At 36.7% G+C, this 25251-nt stretch carries 26 protein-coding genes and 1 riboswitch; of the genes, 18 read left to right on the top strand and 8 right to left on the bottom strand.

The genetic code is table 11. The annotated features are described in order from the left end of the window. Both EPL02_RS14695 and EPL02_RS14690 read left to right on the top strand, forming a co-directional pair. Positions 1–852, top strand: coding sequence for a GDSL-type esterase/lipase family protein (locus EPL02_RS14695; RefSeq protein WP_131888118.1), 852 nt, complete (start codon positions 1–3; stop codon positions 850–852). A 12-nt stretch (positions 853–864) separates the two neighbouring features. Then, complete coding sequence (locus EPL02_RS14690; protein WP_094913210.1) at positions 865–1437, top strand: YpmS family protein; 573 nt, start codon at positions 865–867, stop codon at positions 1435–1437. A 46-nt stretch (positions 1438–1483) separates the two neighbouring features. Here EPL02_RS14690 and EPL02_RS14685 read toward each other — a convergent pair whose 3' ends face one another. Next, positions 1484–2239: a DUF4397 domain-containing protein gene (locus EPL02_RS14685; protein ID WP_094913209.1), complete on the bottom strand. Its 756-nt coding sequence runs from the start codon at positions 2237–2239 to the stop codon at positions 1484–1486. A gap of 301 nt (positions 2240–2540) precedes the next feature. Here EPL02_RS14685 and EPL02_RS14680 point away from each other — a divergent pair, with 301 nt between their 5' ends. The 4 genes from EPL02_RS14680 (at position 2541) to EPL02_RS14665 (ending at position 6406) form a co-directional block, all read left to right on the top strand. Then, positions 2541–2951, top strand: a complete 411-nt coding sequence (locus EPL02_RS14680; protein ID WP_094913208.1) for a hypothetical protein — start codon at positions 2541–2543, stop codon at positions 2949–2951. A gap of 87 nt (positions 2952–3038) precedes the next feature. Continuing rightward, positions 3039–3182 carry a YjcZ family sporulation protein gene (locus EPL02_RS14675; RefSeq protein WP_094913207.1) on the top strand — a complete coding sequence of 48 codons (144 nt, stop codon included), beginning with the start codon at positions 3039–3041 and terminating at the stop codon, positions 3180–3182. 158 nt (positions 3183–3340) lie between these two features. Continuing rightward, complete coding sequence (locus EPL02_RS14670) at positions 3341–4738, top strand: ATP-binding protein (RefSeq protein WP_094913206.1); 1398 nt, start codon at positions 3341–3343, stop codon at positions 4736–4738. A 198-nt stretch (positions 4739–4936) separates the two neighbouring features. Beyond that, a complete protein-coding gene (locus EPL02_RS14665; protein WP_094913205.1) occupies positions 4937–6406 on the top strand; it encodes an NAD(P)/FAD-dependent oxidoreductase in 1470 nt (489 codons plus the stop codon). 33 nt (positions 6407–6439) lie between these two features. Here the strand turns inward: EPL02_RS14665 and EPL02_RS14660 are convergent, their stop codons facing one another. The 4 genes from EPL02_RS14660 to EPL02_RS14645 form a co-directional block, all read right to left on the bottom strand. Next, entirely contained in the window at positions 6440–8350 is a 1911-nt protein-coding gene (locus EPL02_RS14660) for an ABC transporter permease (RefSeq protein ID WP_131888117.1), read from the bottom strand. Further along, a complete protein-coding gene (locus EPL02_RS14655) occupies positions 8325–9095 on the bottom strand; it encodes an ABC transporter ATP-binding protein (RefSeq protein WP_131888116.1) in 771 nt (256 codons plus the stop codon). Before EPL02_RS14655 ends, EPL02_RS14660 begins: the two co-directional genes overlap by 26 nt. Before the next feature lie 142 nt (positions 9096–9237). Further along, complete coding sequence (locus EPL02_RS14650) at positions 9238–10230, bottom strand: sensor histidine kinase (RefSeq protein ID WP_131888115.1); 993 nt, start codon at positions 10228–10230, stop codon at positions 9238–9240. Beyond that, positions 10227–10928: a response regulator transcription factor gene (locus EPL02_RS14645; protein WP_094913202.1), complete on the bottom strand. Its 702-nt coding sequence runs from the start codon at positions 10926–10928 to the stop codon at positions 10227–10229. The genes EPL02_RS14650 and EPL02_RS14645 overlap by 4 nt, the downstream gene beginning before the upstream one ends. A gap of 569 nt (positions 10929–11497) precedes the next feature. Further along, positions 11498–11653: riboswitch (cyclic di-AMP (ydaO/yuaA leader) on the top strand. Between the two features lie 212 nt (positions 11654–11865). Between EPL02_RS14645 and EPL02_RS14640 the strand changes: the two genes are divergently transcribed. The 8 genes from EPL02_RS14640 to EPL02_RS14605 all read left to right on the top strand — a co-directional run bounded on the left by EPL02_RS14640 (position 11866) and on the right by EPL02_RS14605 (position 19934). Then, positions 11866–13092 carry a dicarboxylate/amino acid:cation symporter gene (locus EPL02_RS14640; protein ID WP_131888114.1) on the top strand — a complete coding sequence of 409 codons (1227 nt, stop codon included), beginning with the start codon at positions 11866–11868 and terminating at the stop codon, positions 13090–13092. A 202-nt stretch (positions 13093–13294) separates the two neighbouring features. Continuing rightward, positions 13295–14659 carry an aspartate aminotransferase family protein gene (locus EPL02_RS14635; protein WP_131888113.1) on the top strand — a complete coding sequence of 455 codons (1365 nt, stop codon included), beginning with the start codon at positions 13295–13297 and terminating at the stop codon, positions 14657–14659. Continuing rightward, positions 14652–15353 carry a CoA transferase subunit A gene (locus EPL02_RS14630; RefSeq protein WP_131888112.1) on the top strand — a complete coding sequence of 234 codons (702 nt, stop codon included), beginning with the start codon at positions 14652–14654 and terminating at the stop codon, positions 15351–15353. The genes EPL02_RS14635 and EPL02_RS14630 overlap by 8 nt, the downstream gene beginning before the upstream one ends. Next, on the top strand, positions 15338–16000 hold the full coding sequence (locus EPL02_RS14625; protein ID WP_131888111.1) for a 3-oxoacid CoA-transferase subunit B: 663 nt from the start codon (positions 15338–15340) through the stop codon (positions 15998–16000). Before EPL02_RS14630 ends, EPL02_RS14625 begins: the two co-directional genes overlap by 16 nt. Positions 16001–16012: 12 nt before the next feature. Beyond that, positions 16013–17281: a peptidase gene (locus tag EPL02_RS14620; protein ID WP_131888110.1), complete on the top strand. Its 1269-nt coding sequence runs from the start codon at positions 16013–16015 to the stop codon at positions 17279–17281. 17 nt (positions 17282–17298) lie between these two features. Further along, on the top strand, positions 17299–18129 hold the full coding sequence (ablB, locus tag EPL02_RS14615; RefSeq protein WP_286175453.1) for a putative beta-lysine N-acetyltransferase: 831 nt from the start codon (positions 17299–17301) through the stop codon (positions 18127–18129). A gap of 109 nt (positions 18130–18238) precedes the next feature. Continuing rightward, complete coding sequence (gene kamA / locus EPL02_RS14610; protein WP_094913195.1) at positions 18239–19642, top strand: lysine 2,3-aminomutase; 1404 nt, start codon at positions 18239–18241, stop codon at positions 19640–19642. 16 nt (positions 19643–19658) lie between these two features. Next, positions 19659–19934, top strand: a complete 276-nt coding sequence (locus EPL02_RS14605; RefSeq protein ID WP_397428338.1) for a YokU family protein — start codon at positions 19659–19661, stop codon at positions 19932–19934. Between the two features lie 45 nt (positions 19935–19979). On the opposite strand, the gene dat is transcribed toward EPL02_RS14605, so the two are convergent. Beyond that, positions 19980–20828: a D-amino-acid transaminase gene (dat, locus tag EPL02_RS14600; RefSeq protein WP_131888108.1), complete on the bottom strand. Its 849-nt coding sequence runs from the start codon at positions 20826–20828 to the stop codon at positions 19980–19982. A gap of 124 nt (positions 20829–20952) precedes the next feature. Next, entirely contained in the window at positions 20953–21990 is a 1038-nt protein-coding gene (locus EPL02_RS14595) for an acyltransferase family protein (RefSeq protein ID WP_094911999.1), read from the bottom strand. Between the two features lie 381 nt (positions 21991–22371). On the opposite strand from EPL02_RS14595, the gene EPL02_RS14590 reads away from it, so the two are divergent. The 3 genes from EPL02_RS14590 (at position 22372) to EPL02_RS14580 (ending at position 23841) form a co-directional block, all read left to right on the top strand. Further along, positions 22372–22587: a YozE family protein gene (locus EPL02_RS14590; protein WP_131888107.1), complete on the top strand. Its 216-nt coding sequence runs from the start codon at positions 22372–22374 to the stop codon at positions 22585–22587. Positions 22588–22759: 172 nt separating this feature from the next. After that, positions 22760–23449: a hypothetical protein gene (locus tag EPL02_RS14585; protein ID WP_094912000.1), complete on the top strand. Its 690-nt coding sequence runs from the start codon at positions 22760–22762 to the stop codon at positions 23447–23449. A 224-nt stretch (positions 23450–23673) separates the two neighbouring features. Next, a complete protein-coding gene (locus EPL02_RS14580) occupies positions 23674–23841 on the top strand; it encodes a YozD family protein (RefSeq protein WP_094912001.1) in 168 nt (55 codons plus the stop codon). A gap of 60 nt (positions 23842–23901) precedes the next feature. Here EPL02_RS14580 and EPL02_RS14575 read toward each other — a convergent pair whose 3' ends face one another. Continuing rightward, entirely contained in the window at positions 23902–24930 is a 1029-nt protein-coding gene (locus EPL02_RS14575) for a DUF2515 family protein (protein WP_131888106.1), read from the bottom strand. A 112-nt stretch (positions 24931–25042) separates the two neighbouring features. Here EPL02_RS14575 and EPL02_RS14570 point away from each other — a divergent pair, with 112 nt between their 5' ends. Beyond that, the gene (locus EPL02_RS14570; protein WP_131888105.1) at positions 25043–25249 is read left to right on the top strand and encodes a hypothetical protein; all 207 of its coding nucleotides are present in this window, start codon (positions 25043–25045) and stop codon (positions 25247–25249) included. Positions 25250–25251: the final 2 nt, after the last annotated feature.

Below are 25251 nucleotides of genomic sequence, written 5' to 3'. Positions count from 1 at the left end.
ATGAAAAGATGGAAAAAAATAATCGTGGCAAGCGTGTGCTCTGTCACTTTAGCTAGCTGTTCTCAGCCTACCTTTCTTGTTAACCAAGAGGACGTTGTAGATCAAAAAGAAGTTCAGCTTACAAAAAAGGAACAAATACCAAAGGGCTTTTTCCCTGTGGAATTAGAAGCTGTTGCGATAGGCGACTCGTTAACGGAAGGTATAGGAGATGAATCCAAAAAAGGTGGATACGTACCTTTTATTGAACAGTATATTGCTAAGCAAAACGAAGTGGGAAATGTAACAATTTCTAACCTGGGCAAAAAAGGTAATCGTACGGATCAGCTGTTAGCAAGACTGAAAGATCCATCAATTGCGAGCAAAGTTTCAAGAGCAGACATGATCTATGTTACAATTGGTGGTAACGACGTAATGAAAGTTGTAAGGGACTATTTTTATGATATTTCAATTAAAACATTTGAATCAGAAAAATCAAAATATGAAAAACGTTTAAATGAGGTCTTTCAACGAATTCGAAAGCTAAACCCAGATGCACATATTTATTTAATAGGATTTTATAATCCATTTTTTAAAACGCTAAGTGATATGAAAGAGATTAATGTTGTAATTGATGAATGGAACCAAGCAAGTCAACAAGTGGCAATGAATTATGGAAATGTAACATATGTGAAAGTAGATGATATCTTTTACGATTCTCCTGACAACCTCTTAGGAAAAGACGAGTTTCATCCTAATAAAAAAGGGTATGAGTTAATGGCGGAACGAATTAGCCATGCAATGGAGGAAGAAGATCCTTTATTGGGTCAAAACAAAGAGAAAGCACAGGGAGAAGAACCGAACGGAAACGAGTAAGGAGCTTATGAAATGAAGAAGTGGAAATGGTTATTTATTGGATTGCTAAGCGTTAACCTTCTCTTAGCGGTTGTAATCATTGGCCTTATCTTTCAACCGGTCGATGAAGTAACACCGCTGAAGTCTGGAGACGTAGAAGGGGACGCTGAACTAACAATTTTAGCTAAAAAAGAAGATTTAAATATACTTATTGATAAGTATCTAAAAAGAGAGCTTAATAATCAGCCTCTTAATTACGACATCACGTTAACGGATGTCGTGCAGCTAGATGGAACCATTGAGGTTTTTGGAGATGATATTGATATTCGAATGACCTTTACTCCGGAAGTGCAAGAGAATGGAGATATTGTTCTTGAACAAGAAACGCTATCAATTGGAAAAATTCAACTTCCGGTAAAAACAGTACTTCGCTACGTTAATAATAATTTTAATCTTCCTGAATGGGTGACCATCGATCCGAAGAGTGAATCGGTATATGTAGCTCTTCAAGAGATGGAGCTTCAAACAGATTTTAATGTGAAGGTTGAAAAGTTTGACTTAGAAAATGATGATATACAAGTCAAATTAATTTCAAAGAAAGAATAGCCAAAAAGCTCTCAGTAATAATTTGTTACTGAGAGCTTTTTTGGCGTTAGCGATCTTGTGAAATTAAGGCTTCTAATGCAGGCTTTCCTTGTGCATAACCTACGGCATAGACAGTATAAGCTCGGTTTGGACGCAGGCTGAGAGGTGGAATAGATAGAACAACATCATCCGTTCCTGCTATTCGTACATCAAGCTGTACAAACATTGGAGATAATCCTAGATAGTTAGTAATTTCCTTAAACGTAACGTCGGAAAAGACAACGTCTCCCCCTCTGGCAGCAATGTCAACTGCTGGTGCATTAGGAGACAGGTGAATAAACCTCATCTTTGTTTCTCCACTGGGCACTTTACTATCATCATAGATAAAAAGCAATTCTAGCTCGTTTAAATTATTTACGGCGGCAACCGTATATTTTTGGTTCCCTTCAAACGTAAACGACTTTGTAAGTAACGGTTTTTCTGTTTGGCCAGCAGGATAAACAGAAATTGTATAGCGACCTGGGTCTCCTAAAGGCAAATACTCGGTTTCTTGCTTGTAAGTAAGATTACGAATGACACGTCTTCCATTCAAGTAAATATCAACGGAAGGTGCATCAGGAGAAGCGTGGAAAATTCTAGCCATTGGTTTAGCTACTCGTGGTCCTTGTGTATGGTCCCCTGCTAAGATTGCTTGTTGCACATAGTATAAATGCTTTTCGTAATAAGCAATATGACGGGAAGGATCGCTATATTTGTAGTAGTTTGATAAGAAATCATATTTCATTGCTTTTTTAATGTATTGGTCAAATGAATAATTAGCCATGCGTTCAGCTCCTCTGTTATACGGAGTAGAAAAAGAAATCTATACGTAACCAAACATATGCTAAAACTCATAAATTATGCTGTAAAACAATTGACCAACTTTCATCTTGCTTTTTCTTGAATAGAATGAATCATAGCCGTTAATCCGTAATGGTTATAAGTAAAAGAGGTGAAGAGGATGAAGCTGTTTTATGAGAAGATGCTCAAAATCATGCTCACTGGATTTGGACTCATTCTTCTATTGCTGTATTTCATTATCTTCTCATTTTAGTTATTAAATTACTAAAAGGGGTGACTGCATTATGAAAGAAAGCGTGTGGTTCACCGTCTTTCGGTATGTACTTGTGTGTTATGCCGTTTTTTTTACTCTTATTGTTGCAAGTTTATTACCGGCTTTGTTTGGATTTACTGTAACGTTACAGCAAGAAGATGGACCGGGAATTCCAAGCGGGTCGGTAGTCGTTTTTCAGCCATCGCAAGATATGGATACCGAAGGAGTTGTACTAGTTGCTCGACAAAATTCATTGGTAGTGATAGAAGCCAATACCGTCTTGCCAGGTGAAAGGGTAGTGGGATCATACTCTTACCATATTCCATATGTAGGCTTTCTACTTACACTTATCAAGAAGTACTGTGCAGTTCTTGTAATGATAACGATTCTTTGTTTTATACTCCTTGGAATAAAGAATTTGCCAATAAAAAAAGGAGAATAAAAATGGGCATTCGCACATACACATCGCTTTTTCACAACATAAAGTAACAATGTGCTAAACGAATATCACGAATGAGGAGAGATTGCTATGTATAATTATGATTGCTATGATCAATGTCACTATCCGGTTGGAGGGTATCACCACCACCACTGTGGATCAGGAAATTCATTTGCATTAATTCTTGTACTGTTTATTTTATTAGTTATCATTGGGTGCAGCTACATCTGCTAGTTTATCTAAAGAGCTCTTTTCAAACTTCGGGGTGGAAAGAGCTCCATTTATGCGAAGGTTGGGAAAAAATTTTTGTTCGGAAAAATAAAAATATTTTGCCAAATGTTATTTTTCCATATTATACTATAATTACTATCCTAATAACTGAAGGTGAACATATGGATCAAGAAAGGCTATATGAACAGCTATTTTCAATGTCGTTAACACCCATGCTTATCATGGATCTTAATGGAGAAGTTCAAGCTTTAAATGATGCTTGTGCACATCTATTTAAGAAAGAAAAAGAGCAACTTCTTTCTTCCAATGTCTTTCAGCACGTTAGCCAATTTTTAATTAAAAAAGCTGATATTGCTCCTCTTCATAATTGTGAAGAAGAAGTGGTTGTACTGAACAAGCAAATAAACCAACAAGTGCCTATACATATTCATATTCAGAGAATGAAAGAGCAACCTCATCTTCTTGTTGTACAGTGGAAGGAATTTTCTTCTAGTTTTGAAAAGCAAGAGGAAGTTATCCGGAAAATGAAGCAGTACAAACAGTTTGTAAAGCAGAGTCAAGATGCTTTTATCGTTACCCAAGAAGGCAAGATTCAATACATAAACCCAGCTGGTGTGCGTATGCTTGGTGGAACTAAAAAAGCGGACTATCTAGGGCGATATTGGCTTCACTTCATCCATCCAGAACATCTAGAAATCGTAAAAAAACGAATGAATCAGCTGATGAAAGGAATGTCTATTCGCCCTCGGGCTGAAGTGAAGTTATTAACTAAGCGCGGAGTGGTTAGTATTGAATCTTCTGCAACAAAAATTAAATTTAAAGGCGAAGATGCCATTCAGTATATTATTCGTGATGTAACTGATCGAAAGAAGTATGATGAAATGGCAAGTAAGTCTGAAAAGCTCATGATGGTGAGCAAGTTAGCAGCTGGCGTAGCCCATGAAATAAGAAACCCATTGACTGCAGTTAAAGGGTTTGTACAATTATTAAATGCATCTCAGCAGTATAATAAATCCTATCATGATATTATGCTAGAAGAACTGAATCGTGTTGAATCAATTATTCAAGAGTTTTTAACGCTGGCAAAGCCAAAAAGCGAGCACCCTTTTAAGAAGAAAAGCCTTCACCAAATTTTAAATCATGTAACGTTACTGCTTACTACTCATGCAAATTATAAAAATAGTGAAATTAAAAGCTTTCTCGAAGGAGACATTGAAATTCTCTGTGAGGAGAATGCATTAAAGCAAGTATTCATAAACCTTATTCAAAATTCATTGGAATCAATGGATAAAGGTGTAGTAACGGTTAGAACAGAAAAAAGAAACGGATATGGCGTAGTAACAATTGAAGATCAGGGTTGTGGAATAGACGAACAATCACTAGCTCGTTTAGGTGAGCCGTTCTATTCTACGAAGCAAACGGGAACAGGCTTAGGTCTGATGGTCAGCTATCAAATTATTGAACAGCATCAGGGGCATATTTCATTTACAAGTCAAATAGGGGTAGGCACAAAAGTTGAAATTGCGATTCCGCATGTAAAAGAGCCAGTGAATGTATAGTAGTGGTACTATTTATTCGCTGGCTTTTTTGTGTATACGTAAAAAGCGAATATTATAATTTTATTTTTTTTATAACGTTCGTGTTTATTGTTGACGTCAGCGTTTTTGTTTGATATAGTATCAAATGGCTAGAAGATAACCGAATAATAAATAAAAACGGTTGATTGAAATGAAAAAGGTTAACGGGGGAATGTATCGATGAATCAAAATTATGATGTAATTGTTGTAGGAGCAGGCCCAGCTGGAATTTTTACTTGTTATGAATTAACGCTAAAACTACCTGAAGCAAAAGTATTGTTAATTGATAAAGGACACGATATTTACCGAAGAAATTGTCCGATTCTTCAAAAAAAGATAGAAAAATGTCCGCCGGCAAATAACAAAAAAGATTTTGCAGGCTGTTTACCCGCTTGTTCAATTACCAATGGATTTGGTGGAGCAGGCGCATATTCAGATGGGAAATTTAATATCACAAGTGAATTTGGAGGATGGATGACAGATTATCTTCCTGAATCACAGGTTGTCGATTTAATTAAATATGTAGATGAAATTAACTTAAAACATGGGGCAACAGATTCGATTACGGACCCATTAACTGACAAAGTACGTGAAATTGAAAAACGTGGCTACGCAGCAGGCTTAAAGTTATTGCGTGCACAAGTTCGTCACTTAGGGACAGAACAAAACTTAGAAATTTTGAAGAGTATTTATGAATATTTAAAAGAACGCATCGACATGCAGTATAAAACGGAAGTTGCTGATTTTGTTACAGAGAAAGTTGATGGAAAGCATATTGTTCGTGGGATTGAACTTAAAAATGGAGAAGTACTAACTGCTGATAAAGTCGTTGTATCTCCAGGACGAGATGGTTCAAAATGGATGACTGATTTATTAAAAAAACGCCGATTAAAAATGATTAACAACCAAGTCGATATTGGAGTCCGTGTTGAGACTTCGGATATTGTAATGGAAGAGATTAATAAGCACTTATATGAAGGTAAATTTATTTATAATACATCAGTTGGTACGCAGGTAAGAACGTTCTGTAGTAATCCTTCAGGGCATGTAGTTGTTGAAAATCATTCAGGCATTATGTTAGCAAACGGTCATGCGTACAAAGATCCAAAGCTAGGTAGTAAGAATACGAACTTTGCACTGCTTGTATCTCATAAATTTTCAGATCCATTTGATCAACCAAACGAATATGCACACGAAGTATCAAGGCTAGCAAACATGCTATCAAATGGAGGCTTAGTCGTACAGAAGTACGGTGATATTTTAAAAGGCCGCCGTTCAACGCCAACTCGTATTAAAGAAGGGTTCTTAGAACCAACGTTAAAAGAAGCAGTCCCTGGAGATCTTGGACTTGTTCTCCCTTACAATACAATGAAGAGTTTAATTGAAATGACCGAAGCACTGGATCATGTAACGCCAGGTTTAGCTTCTGAACATACGCTTTTCTATGGTGTAGAAGCAAAGTTTTACTCTGCGCGTCCAAAGTTAACCGACCGCTTTGAGACAGAGGTTTCAGGTTTATACGTTGGAGGAGATGGTGCTGGAATTACACGAGGATTAGCTCAAGCAAGTGCTTGTGGCGTATGGGTGGCACGAGATATCGTGGAAAAGTTAAAAGATGGAAAAACAAAAGAACAACCAGCAATGGTATAAGAAAAAGCGGACGCATAGGTCCGCTTTTTTTGTTTACATAATAGCTTTCTTAATATGTTTTAGATAACGTGAGCGAATCAATAAGAAATACACTACCTGAATAGCTCCGAATCCAAGCAGAACAACTGCAGTTTCCTTAACAACTGAGAATTCAAATAAGCCCTGTAGAGCTTTAAATGCAAATACACTGTGTACAAACGCTACAAGAATGGGAACAAAAAATAACAAAACAAGCTGAGGCGTAATAATTTTATGGAGCTCAGCCTTAGTTAAACCAACTTTTGCAATCGTTTGATACTGGCGCTTATCATAGTCAAGGTCTGTATACAAGCGGAAGTATAAAAAGCTTCCTGCTGCAATAAAGAAAACACACCCAACTAAAAGAGCGACAAAAAGAGCAGTGCGATACATTTCCATCATCATATTGTAATCATATCCAGCTGATGAGAAAGAAAAAGCTGGATCACTCGTATAATTCCCGTTATAAATGCCGTCTTTTCCACTATATAAACTCAATCCAATGTCTTTTGTTTCAACCCAATCTTTGGTTGCAAACCCGTAATAGTGAGTTGTTGACGTAGGTTTTTGAATTTGTTTATAAAGCTCATTTGGAATGACGTACAAATCATAGCCGACCATTCCAGAAGAAAAGTAAGGTGCATCAATAATTTTTGTTACGTTAAATGTTAGATTGCTTTCACTTAAGGTAATGGGCTTCATCTTTTCATCTGAGAACGTATTATAAGTGACTGTGCTGACATAATGACCTTCATTTTCTTTTAACTGAAGTGGTTTTTCACCAGCTGCAATGGCCATCGCATTATAATCAGATAAAGAGATAAGCTCAACTTTTTTATTTGTTTCGGTTTCTGTCTGTTCGGTTAAGGTTACTTTGATTTCATTATATGATAAGTCCGTTTTATGAAAATCATCTCGAATGGCTTGTACTTGTGCTGCTTGGTTCGGGTTTTGGTCCGATGATTGATAGACAACTGGGATTTGAGCACGTTCATCAAATAGCTTTTTAGAACCACCCATCGCCGATAAGGTTCCAATTGCACAAAAAGCAACAGTTGATACGATTGTTACCATGAAAAACATACGAGCGTTATCTTTCATTCTATAAGCTAAATCTGAAATGGTAATAAGACGCGTATGATTCCAGTAAAAGCGCTTATTTTTCTTAATCATTTTTAATAAGAAAACACTTAGCTGCGTATAGAAAAAGTAGGTTCCAATAATGGTCATCAGGATAACGATAAAAAATCGAAAGGCGATGTTATAGATGTTAGCCGTCCAAGCTAAGTAATAGCCTCCAATTAATAACCCAGCAGCCAGTAACGATAAAACAATAGAAGTTTTAGGTTCAGGCTTTGGTTTTGATGTGGATTGAAACAAATCTAACAGTTTGTTTGTGCGTACAAAAAAGCTTGTGAAAAATGAAATAACCAGAAATAAAACGGTAAATGCAGCTGTTGTTAATGCGAGTGCTTGCCAAGGGACTAGAAACGCAAGAGGCTTCTCCATACCAATAACGTAAGATCCAATCATTAAGTAGAGCTTGCCAAGGAGCATTCCAACAAGGATTCCTGTAATGATGGCTGAAAAACCAATAATCATATTTTCTAAGAAAATCATGGTGTTTAGCTGACGTTTAGACATTCCGTGCATAATAAAAATTCCAAATTCACGCTTGCGAGACTTTAAAAATGCGCTGACAGAATACAGAACGAAGAAAAACGAAAATACATAGATAATATATTCAGCGGCAGTCATGCCCTTTTTTGCCATTTCTTTTGTTACACCTTCTGTGACTCCAGGGTGAAAAATAAACATTGCATAGAGAAAAAAGACGGCTACAGAAAAGGCGCTGCTTAAAAAGTAAGCTGCGTACGTACGCTTATTACGCATAACGTTTTTAAATGCGAGTTGTCGAAAGCTCATGTGCGTCTCCTCCTAAAACTGATAGCATATCAATAATTTGCTGATAAAAAGCTTGGCGGTTATTCCCTCGATAAATTTCGTTATAAAGTTGTCCGTCTTTAATGAAAATTACACGATTACAATAACTAGCTGCGTGCGCATCATGAGTAACCATCATCATCGTCGCATTTTCTTGTTCATTTAAATGTTGCAGAGTTTCCATCACATCTTTAGATGCTTTGGAGTCTAAGTTCCCTGTTGGTTCATCAGCTAAAATCAGCTGTGGATGGTGAATAATCGCTCGAGCGATGGCTGCTCGTTGCATTTGCCCTCCTGAAATTTCGTACGTACGTTTCTTTAAAATATGTTCAATGCCAAGTTTGCTAGTAATAGAAGCTACTCGCTTAGCCATTTCTGAACTTTTTACTTTATCTAAAGCGAGTGGCAAGATAATATTTTCTTCAACAGTTAATGTATCTAATAAATTAAAGTACTGGAAGACAAACCCAAGCTCACGTCTTCTAAAAAGTGCAATCTCTTTTTTCTTAAGTTGATGAGGGTTGCGGTTATTAATAAGTACTTCTCCAGCTGTAGGTGAATCAATGGTAGAAACCATATTTAGCAGAGTTGTTTTCCCGCTTCCAGATGGTCCCATAATGCCAACAAATTCTCCTTTTTCAATTGAAAAATTAACGCCTTCTAACGCCTTGTAAGAAACATTTCCTTCATATACTTTTGTTAAGTTATTGACTTGTAAAATAGGCATAGTCAAACTCCTTTGTAAATATTTGTTTTTATCTATACTCTTATCTTATTGAAAATTAACCGAGTGTGCTATGTGGTAAGCTTACAGAAATCTTACACTTCTGTAAGAAAGCAAGAGAAGGCTAATTTATACATTAGCCTTCTTAGTTACGCGCAATATTTTGTTGGAAAATTAAGCGTATGGTAGTCCCTTGCCCCACTTTTGATTCAAGCTCTACCTGGTGGTGGAGCTGTTTGCAAATTTCTTTTACGAGATAGAGTCCCATCCCCGTGGATTCTTGATATTTTCGGCCGTTTTCGCCGGTGAAATAGGGGTCAAACACACGCTTTAGATCTTGTGATGGAATACCTATTCCTTGATCTTTTACTTCTAATACGACCTGTCTGCCTCTTTCAAATGCTGAAATAGTGATGTTTTGATTAATTCCAGCAGAATAGCGGACGGCATTAGTGATAAGCTGTGAACAAGCAAAGTTAATCCACTTTTCGTCAGAAGCTACGATGAATTGGGGTGAAATATCAACTGTTGGAAATACCTTATTGCGAATAAAAAAACGTTTGTAACTTGAAATAAGCTTTGTTATAACGTTATGTAGGGAAACACTCTCTGCTTGGAAATCATGATTGAAGTCATTCAGTCTCGACGTATACAGTACAGTCTCTAACCCTTTTTGAATTCGATCCATTTCATCTTGAATGCTCAGAAAGATAGGTTCGTCTTCGTTTTGAATCATCAGATGAATAACGGATACAGGGGTTTTCATTTGATGAACCCACTGATTCATAAATGTCATATGTTGATTAAGTTTATTTTGATAGTGATACATTTCATTATGAAAGCTTCGAAATTGACTCTCGAAAAGTTCTTTTAACGCTTCTGAAAGCGGAGAGTCTTCCTTAGATAATACGCTGTCTTCTAACTTATGTAATGGGCTTGAAAGGTGCTTATAAAATGTTTTGTTTGTATAGTAGCGATAACAGAGGTAAGTGATATAGATAACTGTGCTGATTAAAATAGCGTAAAGAATAGTAAAAACATCTCGAAAGCCATCTAAAGCAAAAATTGTGCATACTAAACCCAATTGCATAAGATAAAAAAATGTAAGTGGAAGATGTTCTTTAAAAAACAGCTTCATGATTTATTCGCCTCTTGAATTCGCAGTATATAGCCTGTACCTCTAATCGTTTCAATTGCCTTTTCAATACCAACATCCGCTAGTTTTTTGCGCGTACGCGTCATATAGACATTTAAAGTATTGTCATCAACAAAGAGCTGGTCGTCCCAAATTTTCTCCAGCAATCGATCTCTGCTCACAACTCTTTCTGCTTTAACTAATAATGTTTCAATGAGCTTGCTTTCTGTTTGGCTAAGTTCAATTTCTTTGCTTTTGTAGCGTAATAGTAGCCTTTCAGGATATAAAGTTAAACCAGCATGCTCTATAATTCGTTCTTGATTCGTAGGTGCATAAGAGCCATATGCGCGTCGTAGTTGGCTGTTTACCTTGGCAATAGCTACGTCGTAGTCAAAAGGTTTGGTTAAATAATCATCGGCTCCACTTTCTAATGCCATTACTTGGTCCATTTTTCCATCACGTGCTGAGATAAAAATAATAGGGCAAGTGGAGAGAGTGCGAATTTGTCTGCACCAGTAAAACCCATCATATTTTGGTAAATTAACGTCCAATAAGACAAGGTTAGGCTGGTGCTTTTGAAAATCATCAAGTACATCCGTAAATGATGTAACGATATGTACGTGTAAATTATATTTTTCAAGCTGCTCTTTTAATAAAGAAGCAATTTTTTGATCATCCTCTACAATTAAGACGGTAAACATGGTTAGAGCTCTCCTCTATGATATAAAAATCAATATATTGTTCTTTATAGTTTATCAAAAAGAGTAGGGAGATTGAAATGGTTTTTAGAAAAAAATGTAATTTGCGAGGTGGTTGCGAAAAAATAAAGTTTAAACTAGCTAAACTCACTGTTGGTGAAATTTAGAGAGAGAGGTTTAAGGATATACAGTAAATCAGTATAAAATATGAAAATAAAAATGATAATGCTTACAATTAATGAATAAAAATAAATAAATATGAATATAAATTATATTATTTTAAATGTTATAAAATGGCTTTTTGATTTTTTGTTTAGTATGACTATACAATTTGTTAGTTGTTATTGGTATGAGGTGCTATTTTAAGTTAAAATGTTGTTTAGAAAAGAAAACTTTGGCTTATAGCGAACATAAAAATGAATATAAAACGCACATTAAGTGTGAGGAAATATGACATATAAATAAAAAAATCGACAGCATTTTGAATTTTTTTTGTATATTATCTTGACAAAGTGATAGGAAATGAATTTTAATAAAGAAGTAAGTTATTGCAGTGCAAAACTATTACATCAAAATAACAGTTGCTTAATTTCAGATTTGAAAGAAAGCGGGGGACCCAAATTTGTGCGGACAAGCACTAGGGGTGAATCTTAACTTGATAGTTAAGTAGGGTAACTCACATACCCGAATCCGACAGCTAACCTCGTCAGCATTTTGTGGGAGAGTACATGGAAGGTTTGAAAACCAGAGAGGGCTCTCATGGTTTTTTTTGTACACTTTTTTCGATAATTTTAAAAAAAGCAGCTGGAGCTCGTTCTATTCTGAAAATTTCAAAAATAATATAAATTTAAAGTGATTATTCTTTTTGGAATATTCAATCTTTTAATCTTGGTAGTTATTAAATTAATAATATAATTTGTTTATATGAGGGGGTTCATCAATGAAACTATCAACAAAGATTATCATTGCACTAATTATTGGTGCTGTTGTAGGGGTCTTATTAAATACGTTTTCACCAGGGACGTTTACAACGCTAGATAAATATTTATTTACGCCGCTTGGACAAATCTTTTTAAGCCTTATTAAAATGCTTGTTGTGCCAATTGTATTTTTCTCAATTGTACTTGGCGTTGCAGGTTTGGGAGATCCAAAGAAACTTGGCCGCATCGGTGGTAAAACAATTGGTTACTTTTTAATTACGACAACAATTGCTATTATTATTGGTTTATGCTTAGCGTTTATCATTAAACCAGGTACAGTTGGAACATTTGATACAGAAAACGCATCTTTTGAAGCACAAGAAGCACCTCCTGTAGGTGAAACATTGCTAAACATGATTCCGACGAATCCAGTTCTAGCAATGACTGAAGGAAACATGCTTCAAATTATCGTATTCTCAATTTTTATTGGATTTGGAATTACGATGCTAGGTAACAAAGCAAAAGGGCTTTACAACATTATCGATCAAGGTAACGAACTTATGATGTACCTTGTAAACTTAGTAATGAAGTTTGCTCCGTATGGTACGTTTGGTTTAATCGCGACAGCGGTTGGTAGCCAAGGGTGGGGAGCAATTAAAGCAATGGGTCTTTACATGTCAGTAGTTGTGCTCGCACTACTTGTTCACTCAATCTTAACCTATGGTGGATCAGTAGCGCTCTTAGCAAAACGCAACCCAATTGAATTCTTTAAAGGATTTGCACCAGCTATGACGGTTGGGTTTAGTACATCAAGTAGTAATGCAACGTTGCCAATTGCAATGAACGTAGCTCAGAAAAATCTTCGTGTACCTGAGTCCATCAGTAGTTTTGTTCAACCGTTAGGTGCGACAATTAACATGGATGGAACAGCAATTATGCAAGGGGTAGCAACAATTTTTATTGCTCAAGTATATGGGATTGACTTATCATTCAGTGCACTTATTACAGTTGTTGTAACAGCCGTTCTTGCAAGTATCGGAACAGCGGGTGTTCCAGGGGTAGGTTTAATCATGTTAGCAATGGTACTTTCATCAGTTGGATTACCTGTAGAAGGTATTGCATTAATTATCGGTATTGACCGCTTGCTTGATATGATTCGTACATCTGTTAACATTACAGGGGATGCTGCATGTGCAGTAATTGTTGCTGAATCTGAAGCGAGAAGAGCTGAAAAAGCAGGTGCTTAATTTAAAACATTAACCAGTAGGGGATGACTGGGAAATTACAAACAAAGGGTTTTTGATACGATAATAGGGCTCACTCTTTACGTTAAAAGCGTAAGGAGTGAGCCTTTTTCTATTCTAGTAAAAACAATCCTTTTTACTTAGCAAAAACAGTGTTCATAGGGCATAGACTTTAATAGAGGTCTTGTGATAAGGAGGAATCGCGATGACTGATAAGTCTTTATCGAACTTAATCAAACCACTGTTAGATGCTTGGTATCCTACGATTTCTCACGGAATGGGAGTTTATCTGTATGATGTACAAGGCAAAAAATATTTAGATGCATCATCTGGTGCGGTGACGGCAAACGTTGGACATGGTGTTCAAGAGATTATTGATAAAATGAATGACCAAGCAAAAAAAGTTGCGTTTGTGTATCGCTCTCAGTTTACAAGTGAACCTGCTGAAAGATTAGCAGCACGGCTTTGTGAGCTGAGCAATCATCATTTCCAATTTGTCTTTTTTGTTAATAGTGGAACCGAAGCAACAGAAACCGCAATGAAGATGGCTATTCAACACTGGCAGGAAAAAGGAAAGCCTCAAAAAATAAAAGTATTATCAAGGTGGATGAGTTATCACGGCATTACAATTGGTGCTTTGTCTATGTCAGGGCATGCAGGTAGAAGGAAAAGGTTTGTGCCTTTACTAGAGGAGTACCCTTCCGTTTCGCCACCTTATTGTTATCGGTGTCCATTTGAAAAAACGTACCCATCTTGTAACTTAGCATGTGCAAACGAACTTGAACGAGTGATTAAGCGTACGGGAAGCGAGCAAATTGCAGCTTTTATTACGGAACCTATTATTGGAGCGGCTGGAGCGGCAATCACCCCACCGGATGGATATTACGAACGAATTCGAGAGATTTGCGATAAATACGATGTTTTATGGATTGTAGATGAGGTAATGACGGGAATGGGACGTACAGGAAAGGTGTTTGCGTATGAACATTGGAAAGCTAAGCCCGATCTTTTGACTCTTGGTAAAGGTTTAAGTGCTGGATATACTCCGATTGCAGCCGTCGTTGCAACCAAGGACGTACTAGCACCCGTACTGAATGGATCTAATCTAATTATGAGTGGACATACACTAAGTGCAAATCCGCTCTCTTCAGCAGTTGCTTTAGCTGTACTCGATTACATCCAAGCTCACTCTTTAATAGAAGGAGTTGAAAGCAAAGGCGCATATTTGTATGCAAAGCTTAAGAGTTTGCAACAGCAAGTAAATATTATAGGAGATATTAGAGGAAAGGGATTACTGCTAGGTATAGAAATTGTTCAAAATTTAAACTCTAAAGCTTCATTTGCTTCATCGATTGAATTGACGTCTAGGATTATTCAAAAAGCTCAAGATAAAGGTCTTCTGCTATACCCCTCTCAAGCTGGAGAAGATGGGATAGAAGGGGATGGGATTATCATATCACCTCCATATACTATTACGTCACACGAAATTGATGAGCTGGTGGAATTACTAACTGTGACGATGGTTGAGATTGAAAAAGAACTGGGGGGAGAGGAAGAGAAAAATGAATAATCTTCAAAATAAGTTTCATAAAATGGTTAAAAGTAAAGATATCATGAACTATGTTCAAAGTGGTATGACGATTATGTTTGGTGGATTTGGAGGAGTAGGTACAGCTCCTACTATAATCGAAGAAATGTTAAAAAGTGATGTTAACGAGCTAACGCTTATTTGTAATGACGCAGGTTTTCCAAACATTGGTGTAGGAAAGCTTGTATGTGAACAGCGAATTAAAAAGCTCATTGCTTCGCATATTGGTTCCAACCCGGTTGCTGGTAAACAAATGACAGATGGAACACTAGAAGTAGAATTTTCTCCTCAAGGAACGCTTGTTGAGAGAATTCGAGCAGCCGGAGTAGGCATCGGCGGCATATTGATTGATGTGGGTATTGAAACGGACGTAATTTGTGTGGGAAAGCAAATGATTACTCTATCAGACAAAAAGTTTTTAGTGGAGACGCCGTTGGAAGCAGATGTATCAATTGTTTACGCTAAGAAAGCAGATGAATTCGGAAATTTGCTGTATGATAAAAGCGCTCGTAATACGAACCCGCTTGTAGCTATGGCTGGTAAAGTAACGATTGCTGAAGTAGAAGAAATTGTCCCGTTAGGTGAACTTGATCCTGATTCAATTATGACTCCAGGTGTGTTTGTAAACTATATTGTTCAGTCAAAAGGGGTGAATTGGAAATGGGTTTGGGAATAAATAATCGACAGCGAATTGCTAAGCGAGCTGCTCAGGAAATTGAAAATGGAATGATTGTGAATCTAGGTATTGGAATTCCATCACTTATTCCTAACTATATTCCTTCGACAATAGCAGTGATGTTTCATGCTGAAAATGGAATTGTTGGAATTGGTCCTTCCCCAGTTAAAGGGCAGGAAGATGAAAATGCCTGCAATGCAGCAGGTTATCCCATTACTACGCTTGCAGGATCTTCATATTGTGATAGCGCTATTGCTTTTGGGATGATTCGAAAAGGATATGTTGATATGACCATATTAGGTGCGCTAGAAGTCAGTGAACAAGGGGACTTGGCAAACTGGATTGTACCTGGCAAGCGAGTACCAGGTATGGGAGGAGCGATGGAATTAGCCCAAAAAGTTAAGAAGGTGGTTGTATTAATGAACCACACTAATAAAAATGGAGAACCTAAGCTTGTAAAATCATGTTCTTTGCCACTTACTGCTAAGCGCTGCGTGGATTTAATTATTACAGATCAAGCCGTCTTAAAAGTAGAAAATAATCGCTTGATTTTAATAGAAGTAATGTCTCCTTATACCGTGGAAGAGGTGCTGCAAGCAACTGATGCAACAGTAGAGCTTAGCGATAGCATTAAAATGATTCCCTAAGGAGGTTTGTAGATGACGAATTGGCAAGAGAAAATTCAGGGGTGGTTAATTGAATATAAACATGAAATAGTTCGGCTCTTACAACGTTTTGTGCAGGAAGCAAGTGTACAGGGAAATGAAAAATATGTGCAGGCAATCGTGATTGAAAAGTTAAGGCAGCTTCAGTTAGTCATTGATATATGGGAACCAGATTTTAAAGAGCTGCGTAAAAATGAAGCATTTGCCTCGACTCGAACCAGCTTTCAAGATAGCCCTAACGTTGTAGGTGTTTTAAAAGGAAAGGGGGGAGGCAAATCTATTCTATTAAATGGTCACATTGATGTGGTACCACCAGGAGATTTAACACATTGGAAAGATGACCCATTTAGTGGAATTGTAAGCAATGGAAATGTATATGGCAGAGGGAGTACGGATATGAAAGGAGGAAACGTAGCTCTTCTTTTTGCTATTCAAGCGTTACAAGAAATCGGAATTTCATTAAATGGTGACGTTATCTTTCAAAGTGTAATTGAAGAAGAAAGTGGAGGAGCAGGTACGCTTGCATGTGTGTTAAGAGGCTACAAAGCGGACGGAGCCATTATCCCTGAACCTACGAGCATGAAGATATTCTCCAAACAGCAAGGTTCTATGTGGTTTCGTTTAACCATACATGGTCGATCTGCTCACGGAGGTACAAGGTATGAAGGAGTGAGTGCAATCGAGAAAGCAATGGTTCTTATTGAACATCTGCAGCAGCTAGAGAAAAATCGCAATGCCCGCATTGTGGATCCGCTGTACAAAAATACTCCCATTCCTGTGCCAATTAACATAGGTACTATAAAAGGTGGATCTTGGCCGTCTTCAGTTGCAGATGAAGTCATAATTGAAGGAAGGGTTGGAGTTGCACCTCATGAAAAGATGAAAGATGTGAAGGAAGAAGTAGAAGAATGGTTGAAAAAAATTAGCGTGCAAGATTCTTGGTTTAATATTCAACCTGTGAATGTAGAATGGTTTGGGGCACAATGGCTACCAAATGAACTAGATATACAGCACCCTCTTATTTCATCTCTCTCTCAAAGCTATAAGCAAGCAATGAGTCACCCTCCTAGTATTGAAGCATCACCTTGGGGGACTGATGGAGGAATTTTATCTCAGGTTGGTAAGATTCCAACGGTGGTGTTTGGTCCAGGAGTTACGGAAGTTGCTCACTTTCCAAACGAATATATTTCTATTGAATCTGTTATAAAAGCCACTGAAATCATTGCTCTTACCATTATTGATTGGTGCGGAATTGCTGACTGATGAAGGAGGGAAACGGTTTGCTTGAAGTTAATAGACCGGAATTCAGCGCGCTCTGCATACACGACTCCTTTAATAAAAGGCTTCGAATTGAGGATTATCGAGGAAATATTTCTAGCATAAGTCACTATATAAAGAGAGAGATGAATAAGCATCAGTTAGAAAAAGCAATAATAAAGTCTCGCTACGAACAGGTTGAAAGCTGGTTGAAATATGGATATCGTTTGGAAGCAACCATTCCCTCTTATTTTAATGGAAGCACTGCTTACTTAATGACCTTTTATGAAAGCCAAGAGAGGCAAGTGCATAATTATTATGTGAAAGAAAATAACCTTCTTGAAAAAGTTCAGTTATTACCGCTAAAGTGCCCGGAAACATTGGTGCTACCTTACAAGTTAAGGAAAGCTGTAAAGAGTGATGCCAAACAACTCGTAACATTGTATAAAACAGTATTTACCATTTACCCTTCTCCCTTACATGATTTGATTTACGTTCAAAACATGCTTGAAGACGGAACACCTTTCTTTATTATTGAATATGAAGGAGAAATTGTAAGCGCAGCTTCCGCAGAAATTAATAAGGTGTATCACAATGCAGAATTAACAGATTGTGCTACTCTTCCATCTCACCGCTCACTTGGCTTAATGAAGCATTTAATGGTTGAAATTGAGAGAGAATTGAAAAAGGAATATGTTTATTGTGTATACACCATAGCGAGAGCGCTTTCATTAGGGATGAATGCCGCTTTCCACCAGCTTGGCTATTCCTATAGTGGGAGACTTATTAACAATTGCTTCATTTCTAAGACGCTAGAAAATATGAATATATGGTCAAAGGATTTATCAACATAAAAAAATGGGCTTTAGAATAGGAAGGTTAGATAAAATATAACCATTTACTAGGCATTCACATATATAAAGTAGTAGCACAGTCTAAATTTTAATTAAGGGAGGCGTTTTTGTGTTACATGACTTATATAAGCCATCGCGTCATTGGAAAGACATCGATCTTTGGAAAGATGTACCAGAAGAGAAATGGAATGATTGGATTTGGCAATTAACCCATACAATTCGAACGCTTGATGATTTAAAAAAGGTCATTCATTTAACACCCGAAGAAGAAGAGGGGGTTCGAATTGCAACCAAAACGATTCCATTAAATATTACACCTTATTATGCTTGGTTAATGAATCCAGATGATCCGCGTTGTCCAATTCGCATGCAGTCTGTACCAATTGGTCAAGAAATGCATAAAACGAGATATGATTTAGAAGATCCTTTAGAGGAAGATGAAGATTCACCTGTACCTGGGCTTACACATCGCTACCCTGACCGAGTTTTATTTCTTGTCACCAATCAATGCTCGATGTACTGTCGTTATTGTACCCGGAGACGATTCTCAGGACAAATTGGAATGGGTGTTCCTAAAAAACAACTAGATATGGCAATTGAATATATTGCTCAAACAAAAGAAGTACGAGACGTTCTAATATCCGGTGGCGATGGGTTGCTAATTAATGATCAAATTTTAGAATATATCTTAAAAAACTTACGCGCTATTCCTCATGTTGAAATCATTCGTATTGGCACAAGAGCACCGGTTGTTTTTCCGCAACGGATCACAGAAAACTTATGTGCCATTTTAAAAAAGTATCATCCAGTCTGGCTAAATACTCATTTTAATACATCAATTGAAATCACAGAAGAAACGAAAAAAGCATGTGAAATGCTGGTGGATGCTGGGGTGCCTGTGGGAAATCAAGCAGTTATCTTATCTGGTATTAATGATAGCGTACCAATTATGAAAAAGCTAATGCATGATTTAGTGAAAATTCGTGTCAGACCTTACTATATTTATCAATGTGATTTATCAGAAGGAATTGGTCACTTTAGAGCACCTGTATCCAAAGGGCTTGAAATTATTGAGGGACTAAGAGGGCATACGTCAGGCTATGCTGTACCTACTTTTGTAGTGGACGCACCTGGTGGTGGCGGTAAGATTGCCATTCAACCAAACTATTTAATTAGTCAAAGTGCTGGTAAGGTTGTACTTCGAAACTTTGAAGGGGTAATTACCACTTATCCAGAACCAGAAAACTATATTCCTAACAGAGCGGATGACTACTTCTATTCAATTTATCCAGATGCAAAGCAAAAGGAATCTTCTATTGGAATAGCAGGGTTAATGAATGAAACAAACTCAACGCTTATCCCGGAGGGGTTAGGAAGAGTAACTAGACGGAAATCTTATGAAGCAGATACAGCACATGCAACTCTAAAGGATAAACGTGAAAAAAGAGATGAGTTAAAGGAGAAAAAGTTTCAAGCTCAAGCACAAAAAGAAAAGGGTTCCACTTCATCTTGAGGAGGCAAATACAATGATGGTAGAATGCGCATGGTGCGGCGAAAGCGCTGGAGAAAAAAGCGTCCATACCGCTTTTTGGGAACTTCCAGATGGAACAAGAGGAATTGAAATCACGGATGTACCTTGTATTAAATGTTCTGCCTGTGGAATGCATTATCAAGAAGAAGAAGTGATAGAAGAGATTGAAACACAGCTGCTGCTTGTAGATACAAAGCTGCTTCAAAAGGTTATTTCTTATAAAGAACTACTGGCAACACCGCGTCTATTAAAACGTAACTATTTCAAGTTCTAAGAAAAAGCCCTTATTTGAAAAAAATAAGGGCTTTTTGTTCTTATATTAACTTTGTACGTGTACTTGCTGCTCTCGAAATGTTTGGTATGCATTAGTTAATTTATCAATAATAGGACGTGTTGTTGACAAGTCTTGCTCATCGATGCGTGCAATTGGTAAGATACCAATGGATGTGCTCGTGACAAAGGCTTCATCAGCCTGCTTAATAAAATCAATCGTCATATGCTGTTCTCGCACTTGAATGCCTTCTTGTTTTGCGCAAGAAAGAATATTGGTACGTGTAATGCCGCATAAAATTTGCTTAGTGGCTGGAGTGGTATATAGGGTTTGATCTTTTATGACGAACACATTGCTGCTAGAACCTTCTGTTATGTATCCGTCCTTTACAAGAATGGCTTCTTTGCATCCTTTAGAGGCAGCTGCTTGTTTTGCTAGAATATTTGGAAGTAAGTTTAATGATTTAATGTAACAGTTTGCCCAACGCTCATCTTCTAAAAGTAAGGTAGAAATCCCTTTTTCATAAGCCTCATCAGGCATTTGGCGTGGATGTCTAATCGTCATAGATAACTCTGCTTTGGTATCTGGAAATAAATGATTTCGAGGAGAGATTCCACGCGTGACCTGCATGTAAATATCGGCTTCTGCCAATGTGGACTTTTGTAGTCCTTCCTCGATTAATTTTTCTAATTCAACTCTGCTAAATGGAAGCTCAATTAATAACGCTTTTGCGCTTCGCTCAAGACGATCTAAATGCTGAGATAGTGCTAAAGGTGTTCCTTTGTATACGCGAATGAATTCATATACGCCATCGCCAAATTGATGCCCGCGCTCATCAATAGGAATTACTCTCTCGTTGATATCTCGAAATTGTCCATCATAATAACCAAGTTCCATGTGTATACACTCCTTCTTTCTCTTATAGTGAAACGTTACCATAAAATTCAGTAAAATGAAATTAGAAAGTATTTGAGCCCCATAAACAAAAATCTCATCTCTTAGTAAGAGATGAGATTTTTGTTTATGGGAACGTTCGTTTAATTGCTAATGAGAATTTTTCTATGGCTTTCTTTGGCGTAATGAACTGAATAAATAGTTTCGTGCCAGTAATAACCCAATCAACAATGCGACTACCTAATAAAAGCGTTACTAAAATAGACATAGCTGTTAAAACCATTATGCTCCAAAAGCTAGCATCTAAGCTTTTAGCAAATTCAGTAGTGAAAAACCACTTTAAAACAAATCCATGTAAAAGGTAGACATAAAGCGAACGCTGTCCGATGCTTGTTAAAGCAAAAGAACGTGTTGGGATTAAGGCCATAAATGCAAAAGATACAATAAACGCAATGGCATAGTGAGACAAACGCATTAGAAATTCGCTTACGCTATTGTATGTGTTTGTGCCATAAAGCATGTCCGTATAAACGGTGTCATTTAAAAAGTAATAACTTGCTGCCAGTGTTACAACTAAGATAGTTGAAGCAATCACCCGATTTTTGGCTGTTAAAAGATTTTTAAATGGTTCTTCTCTCTGTGATAGATAATAACCCATCAAAAAGAAAGGGAAGAATACAAACATACGACTGATACTTAGGATTTTTTCAAATCCATCAATGTTGACAAACCCAATTCCAACACCTAGTAAAATAGAAGCGGTCATGCTAATCCACATTGGAAACTTTGCGAAAAATGGCAGCATTAATTTCCAAAAGATTAAGCTAAGCAAGAACCACATTGCCCAACGTGGTACTAAATACTGTAACGTGTACGTTTCGTTCGTATAAAGCGCACTATAGTAAAAGGTGTAGATGGTTTGAAATGCTAAGTAAGGAATAGCAACTTTGGTAAAGATTTTTTTGTAATATCCTTTTTTATGAAAATTTTTAGAGAAATAACCAGCTAGTAAGATAAATACTGGCATATGGAAAATAAAGATAAAGTGATAAATGGACAACATGCCCTCGCTATCTGTGCGATAAGGTGAAATCATATGTCCAAATACAACTAAAAAAATTAATACAAATTTAGCGTTATCAAAATAAGCATTTCGTGTACTCATATTATTCATCTTTCCTTATTCTTTGCTGATTTAAACGTGTATCAGCAATTTTTTATTGTGCTTTCAGTAGCAAATTAAATCATGAAAATGAAAAATTTGCAATTTATATTTTTACTATAAAACCTGTCGAAACAGCATTTTTGTTACAGTTGTGCATCGTTTTTGTCACATTCAATTAAAGTTAAAAACCAAATGCTTGATATGACAACTTGTTTTCTTTACTATACAATGCAACTAGAACACAAATCTGTAATCATAATGTAATGTTTTTTGTGTGTCCAAGTCAGGATTCGACGTCATTCACAAGAGACTATTTACATGGTAGTCTTATACCAAATAAAACTTGAGCAAATGCTGCATAAAATACAGGGGGAACAGCGTATGAAGTCATTTTATCACTACATGATGAAATTCAGGTTAAATCCAAAAAATGATGTAATAGGACAGCTAGCACGCTTTGTGTATGAAGACCATAGCTTTCCTAAAATGGCAGATGATTATAATGAGATCAGCTCTTATCTCGAATTAAATGGTGATTACACGATTAGCATGTCTGTTTTTGATGAGGCATGGGAGCTATATGAAATGAATCAGTAAGGTGTCAAAAAACAAAGGACCTCTATACTCAGCGTATAGAGGTCCTTTGTTTTTTATGAAAATCAGCGCATTTCAGGCTTGATTGAGGTGATGTTACACTTCCCCTTTTACTATTTTTGCATATACTATTGTAACTTTTCAGTAGGTGTTAGTTTAACAGGGAGGTGCGACGATGGCAGGCAAGAAAAAGCCTAAATACCGCATTGGGGATACAATCGTTGTAACGATATATGGGACCGTTGGCACCATTACAGATATAAAAGTGATGGATGGACTCTTTGTATATGAGATTAACCATAGTGAAGGTCTGTTTTTAGAAGATACAATTGAGTTACTAGAAGATTATGATGGACAGATCTTAGTACAAGAACGCGTTGAGTTAGAATATAAGTATTTCTTTGGTGACATTGTTCAAGTGTTTAATTATGGAAAAGAATTGTTTAAAATCATTGGCATTCGTACAGAAATATGGCGATATAAAGAAGATGCATGGGAAGATATTGTATATGAATTATCCCGTGTTACTGACGGAGAATGGCTTGAAGCAAGTGAAGAAGAGCTTATTCTCGTGACTCCTCATGAGGAAACAGAAAACTATGTACAAAATATCGATATGTTGTATTTAGGAAAAGAAATTAAAAAGACGGAGTTGCTACCGACGATGAAAAAACAAAATGGACATGGAAAAGAAGAGATGAAATTAACAAAAGAAAAGCACGAAATCATAAATGGTTTGTTAGATGTTTATAACGATTACAGGACTTTACACGAGATGTTTCAAGATGATGAGTATGTAGAAGTAATGAACTTAGTACTGAAACATTTACACAAGATCTCCAAATCAGAGCAAGATAAAGCGTAATGCCATGTCAGTTGTTATAAGCGTATGTTAGAAAGTGTAAGCTATACATAGAAAGAGACGTATAGCATTAAAAATTTTAGACATACTCTTGTACTTTTGCTCATAAAAGTATATAAAGTAAAGTTTGAGCTAGTAAGATTAGATATTTGCTAGTCCTTTGCTTTGCTATTTTGCGAGCTCATGAAGCTACGCTTGCCCGCTGAGACGGGGTGAGGAGTGATATTGTGAAAGAAATCGAAGTAGTTATTGATACAGAGGAAATCGCTGAGTTCTTTTACAATGAACTAATAAAGCGGGGGTACGCTCCAGCTGAGGAAGAGCTAGGAGAGTTGGCTGATATTACATTTGATTATTTGATTGATAAATGTATTATCGATGAGCAAGATGAATAAAGAGAGATAATAGTAATTTAATAGCCGTACTTTATGTAACGACGAGGCCACTCGTCGTTTTTATATTATAGAGGGGATATTTAGTGTTGTTAAGTAGTGATAGGGTGATGTCCCTACAAACCAATCAGATTGATCTAAAAACGTGTGAACGCGGTTTCCCCAACACATATCTAGGGGAACAGTGGATGAAGGAGCCTTAAAATGATTAAATTTTGGGTGTAGGCTTGATGAATAGTCGTGTCTCGCTCCTGTATGTTCTACGCTATCCGCAAATGAATAAGTACCTGAATATAAATGATTATGAAAAAACAGAAGTGCATAAAGTAGCTTTCCAGCAATAATTCGGTTTTTAAGGGAAGAAAATTGTGAAATGTTCACTCCAATTAAAGCTAATTCTTTATCACATTCATAGGGAATTAATACTTGGGTCATACCAAGTAAGCTTTGTGCATAAAACTGCCATGTATCCAGTACGTCTTCTTTTGTTTTTTTATCGTGAATGAGCTTATTTTCAATATAGTGTTGCTCATTCACAATTAAAGCCATGGATAGCAAATGTTCTTTTTCAGTAGGGTCGTTGATAAACTCAGTCCAAATGGGGTGCATAAATGCGGATACCCCTAAGGGTGAAAGCAAGTGAGACAGGTTTTGCTCATTTTTTTGACTTTCTTCATATAACAACAGTTGAGCAAAAGCATCTTGAAAGATTGTAGCATTTGCACGCTCTAAAAATAGAAAAAAAGCGTGCTGTTGGACAGGAGAAAGAAGCTTTTTGGCGAAAGTAGTTTGCAAGTCGGTCATATAGTAGCCGCCATTTCTAGAAACGAGGTGAGCTAAAAACGCCCATTTTATTTCCGGATAACTCTTATAAAATTTAAGATAAGCATGAGTTCGCGTAATGTTGTTTCTATTGTGTAACCCAACTTTTGTTTTAATTCTTTGAACAATCTTAGACTCTTTTTCATTTAATTCAATACTGTTAGAAAAGGAAGATAGAATAGCTAAAGAGCGCTGGCTTAAGTGTGCCAAGTTGTTCGTTGTTTCAATTGTCATGGTCTTGTTGACCTTGAATGGAAGTGAATAAATCATAAAAGTTCTCCTTTTCGTTTTAAAGCAACTAAACCGGGAATAAAGTTTTTGAAACCTTTATATTATTAGTACGTAGAAAGTGTAATAAGTGTTAAGAAAAGAGGGAATTATTATGATAAAAAAACTATTGAGTTCAATATTAGGTTCGAAAAAACACCATCGCTATAGCAGCAGTGATTATCATCGTCGTCCTCGACATTACAGTAGCAGCGACTACAAAAAAGGACGTCACTATGACAGTCGAAGTCACTCAAAGTATGGACATCATCATTATAAGCGTAAGAAAAAAAGCTTTTTCTCCAGCTTTTCTTCTAGCTGATT

Source organism: Bacillus sp. CBEL-1 (genome assembly GCF_004348885.1).
In the GTDB taxonomy this organism is placed as follows: Bacteria; Bacillota; Bacilli; order Bacillales; family Bacillaceae_H; genus Priestia; species Priestia aryabhattai_A.
The sequence above is the reverse complement of the archived record's forward strand: the minus strand, read 5'-3'. Positions and strand labels throughout refer to the sequence as shown.

Excerpts from the sequence above, each read along its gene's own strand:
- EPL02_RS14695 (WP_131888118.1), top strand. The coding sequence starts at position 1 with ATGAAAAGATGGAAAAAAATAATCGTGGCAAGCGTGTGCTCTGTCACT.
- EPL02_RS14690 (WP_094913210.1), top strand. The coding sequence starts at position 865 with ATGAAGAAGTGGAAATGGTTATTTATTGGATTGCTAAGCGTTAACCTT.
- EPL02_RS14685 (WP_094913209.1), bottom strand. The coding sequence starts at position 2,239 with ATGGCTAATTATTCATTTGACCAATACATTAAAAAAGCAATGAAATAT.
- EPL02_RS14680 (WP_094913208.1), top strand. The coding sequence starts at position 2,541 with ATGAAAGAAAGCGTGTGGTTCACCGTCTTTCGGTATGTACTTGTGTGT.
- EPL02_RS14675 (WP_094913207.1), top strand. The coding sequence starts at position 3,039 with ATGTATAATTATGATTGCTATGATCAATGTCACTATCCGGTTGGAGGG.
- EPL02_RS14670 (WP_094913206.1), top strand. The coding sequence starts at position 3,341 with ATGGATCAAGAAAGGCTATATGAACAGCTATTTTCAATGTCGTTAACA.
- EPL02_RS14665 (WP_094913205.1), top strand. The coding sequence starts at position 4,937 with ATGAATCAAAATTATGATGTAATTGTTGTAGGAGCAGGCCCAGCTGGA.
- EPL02_RS14660 (WP_131888117.1), bottom strand. The coding sequence starts at position 8,350 with ATGAGCTTTCGACAACTCGCATTTAAAAACGTTATGCGTAATAAGCGT.
- EPL02_RS14655 (WP_131888116.1), bottom strand. The coding sequence starts at position 9,095 with ATGCCTATTTTACAAGTCAATAACTTAACAAAAGTATATGAAGGAAAT.
- EPL02_RS14650 (WP_131888115.1), bottom strand. The coding sequence starts at position 10,230 with ATGAAGCTGTTTTTTAAAGAACATCTTCCACTTACATTTTTTTATCTT.
- EPL02_RS14645 (WP_094913202.1), bottom strand. The coding sequence starts at position 10,928 with ATGTTTACCGTCTTAATTGTAGAGGATGATCAAAAAATTGCTTCTTTA.
- EPL02_RS14640 (WP_131888114.1), top strand. The coding sequence starts at position 11,866 with ATGAAACTATCAACAAAGATTATCATTGCACTAATTATTGGTGCTGTT.
- EPL02_RS14635 (WP_131888113.1), top strand. The coding sequence starts at position 13,295 with ATGACTGATAAGTCTTTATCGAACTTAATCAAACCACTGTTAGATGCT.
- EPL02_RS14630 (WP_131888112.1), top strand. The coding sequence starts at position 14,652 with ATGAATAATCTTCAAAATAAGTTTCATAAAATGGTTAAAAGTAAAGAT.
- EPL02_RS14625 (WP_131888111.1), top strand. The coding sequence starts at position 15,338 with ATGGGTTTGGGAATAAATAATCGACAGCGAATTGCTAAGCGAGCTGCT.
- EPL02_RS14620 (WP_131888110.1), top strand. The coding sequence starts at position 16,013 with ATGACGAATTGGCAAGAGAAAATTCAGGGGTGGTTAATTGAATATAAA.
- EPL02_RS14605 (WP_397428338.1), top strand. The coding sequence starts at position 19,659 with ATGGTAGAATGCGCATGGTGCGGCGAAAGCGCTGGAGAAAAAAGCGTC.
- dat (WP_131888108.1), bottom strand. The coding sequence starts at position 20,828 with ATGGAACTTGGTTATTATGATGGACAATTTCGAGATATCAACGAGAGA.
- EPL02_RS14595 (WP_094911999.1), bottom strand. The coding sequence starts at position 21,990 with ATGAGTACACGAAATGCTTATTTTGATAACGCTAAATTTGTATTAATT.
- EPL02_RS14590 (WP_131888107.1), top strand. The coding sequence starts at position 22,372 with ATGAAGTCATTTTATCACTACATGATGAAATTCAGGTTAAATCCAAAA.
- EPL02_RS14585 (WP_094912000.1), top strand. The coding sequence starts at position 22,760 with ATGGCAGGCAAGAAAAAGCCTAAATACCGCATTGGGGATACAATCGTT.
- EPL02_RS14575 (WP_131888106.1), bottom strand. The coding sequence starts at position 24,930 with ATGATTTATTCACTTCCATTCAAGGTCAACAAGACCATGACAATTGAA.
- EPL02_RS14570 (WP_131888105.1), top strand. The coding sequence starts at position 25,043 with ATGATAAAAAAACTATTGAGTTCAATATTAGGTTCGAAAAAACACCAT.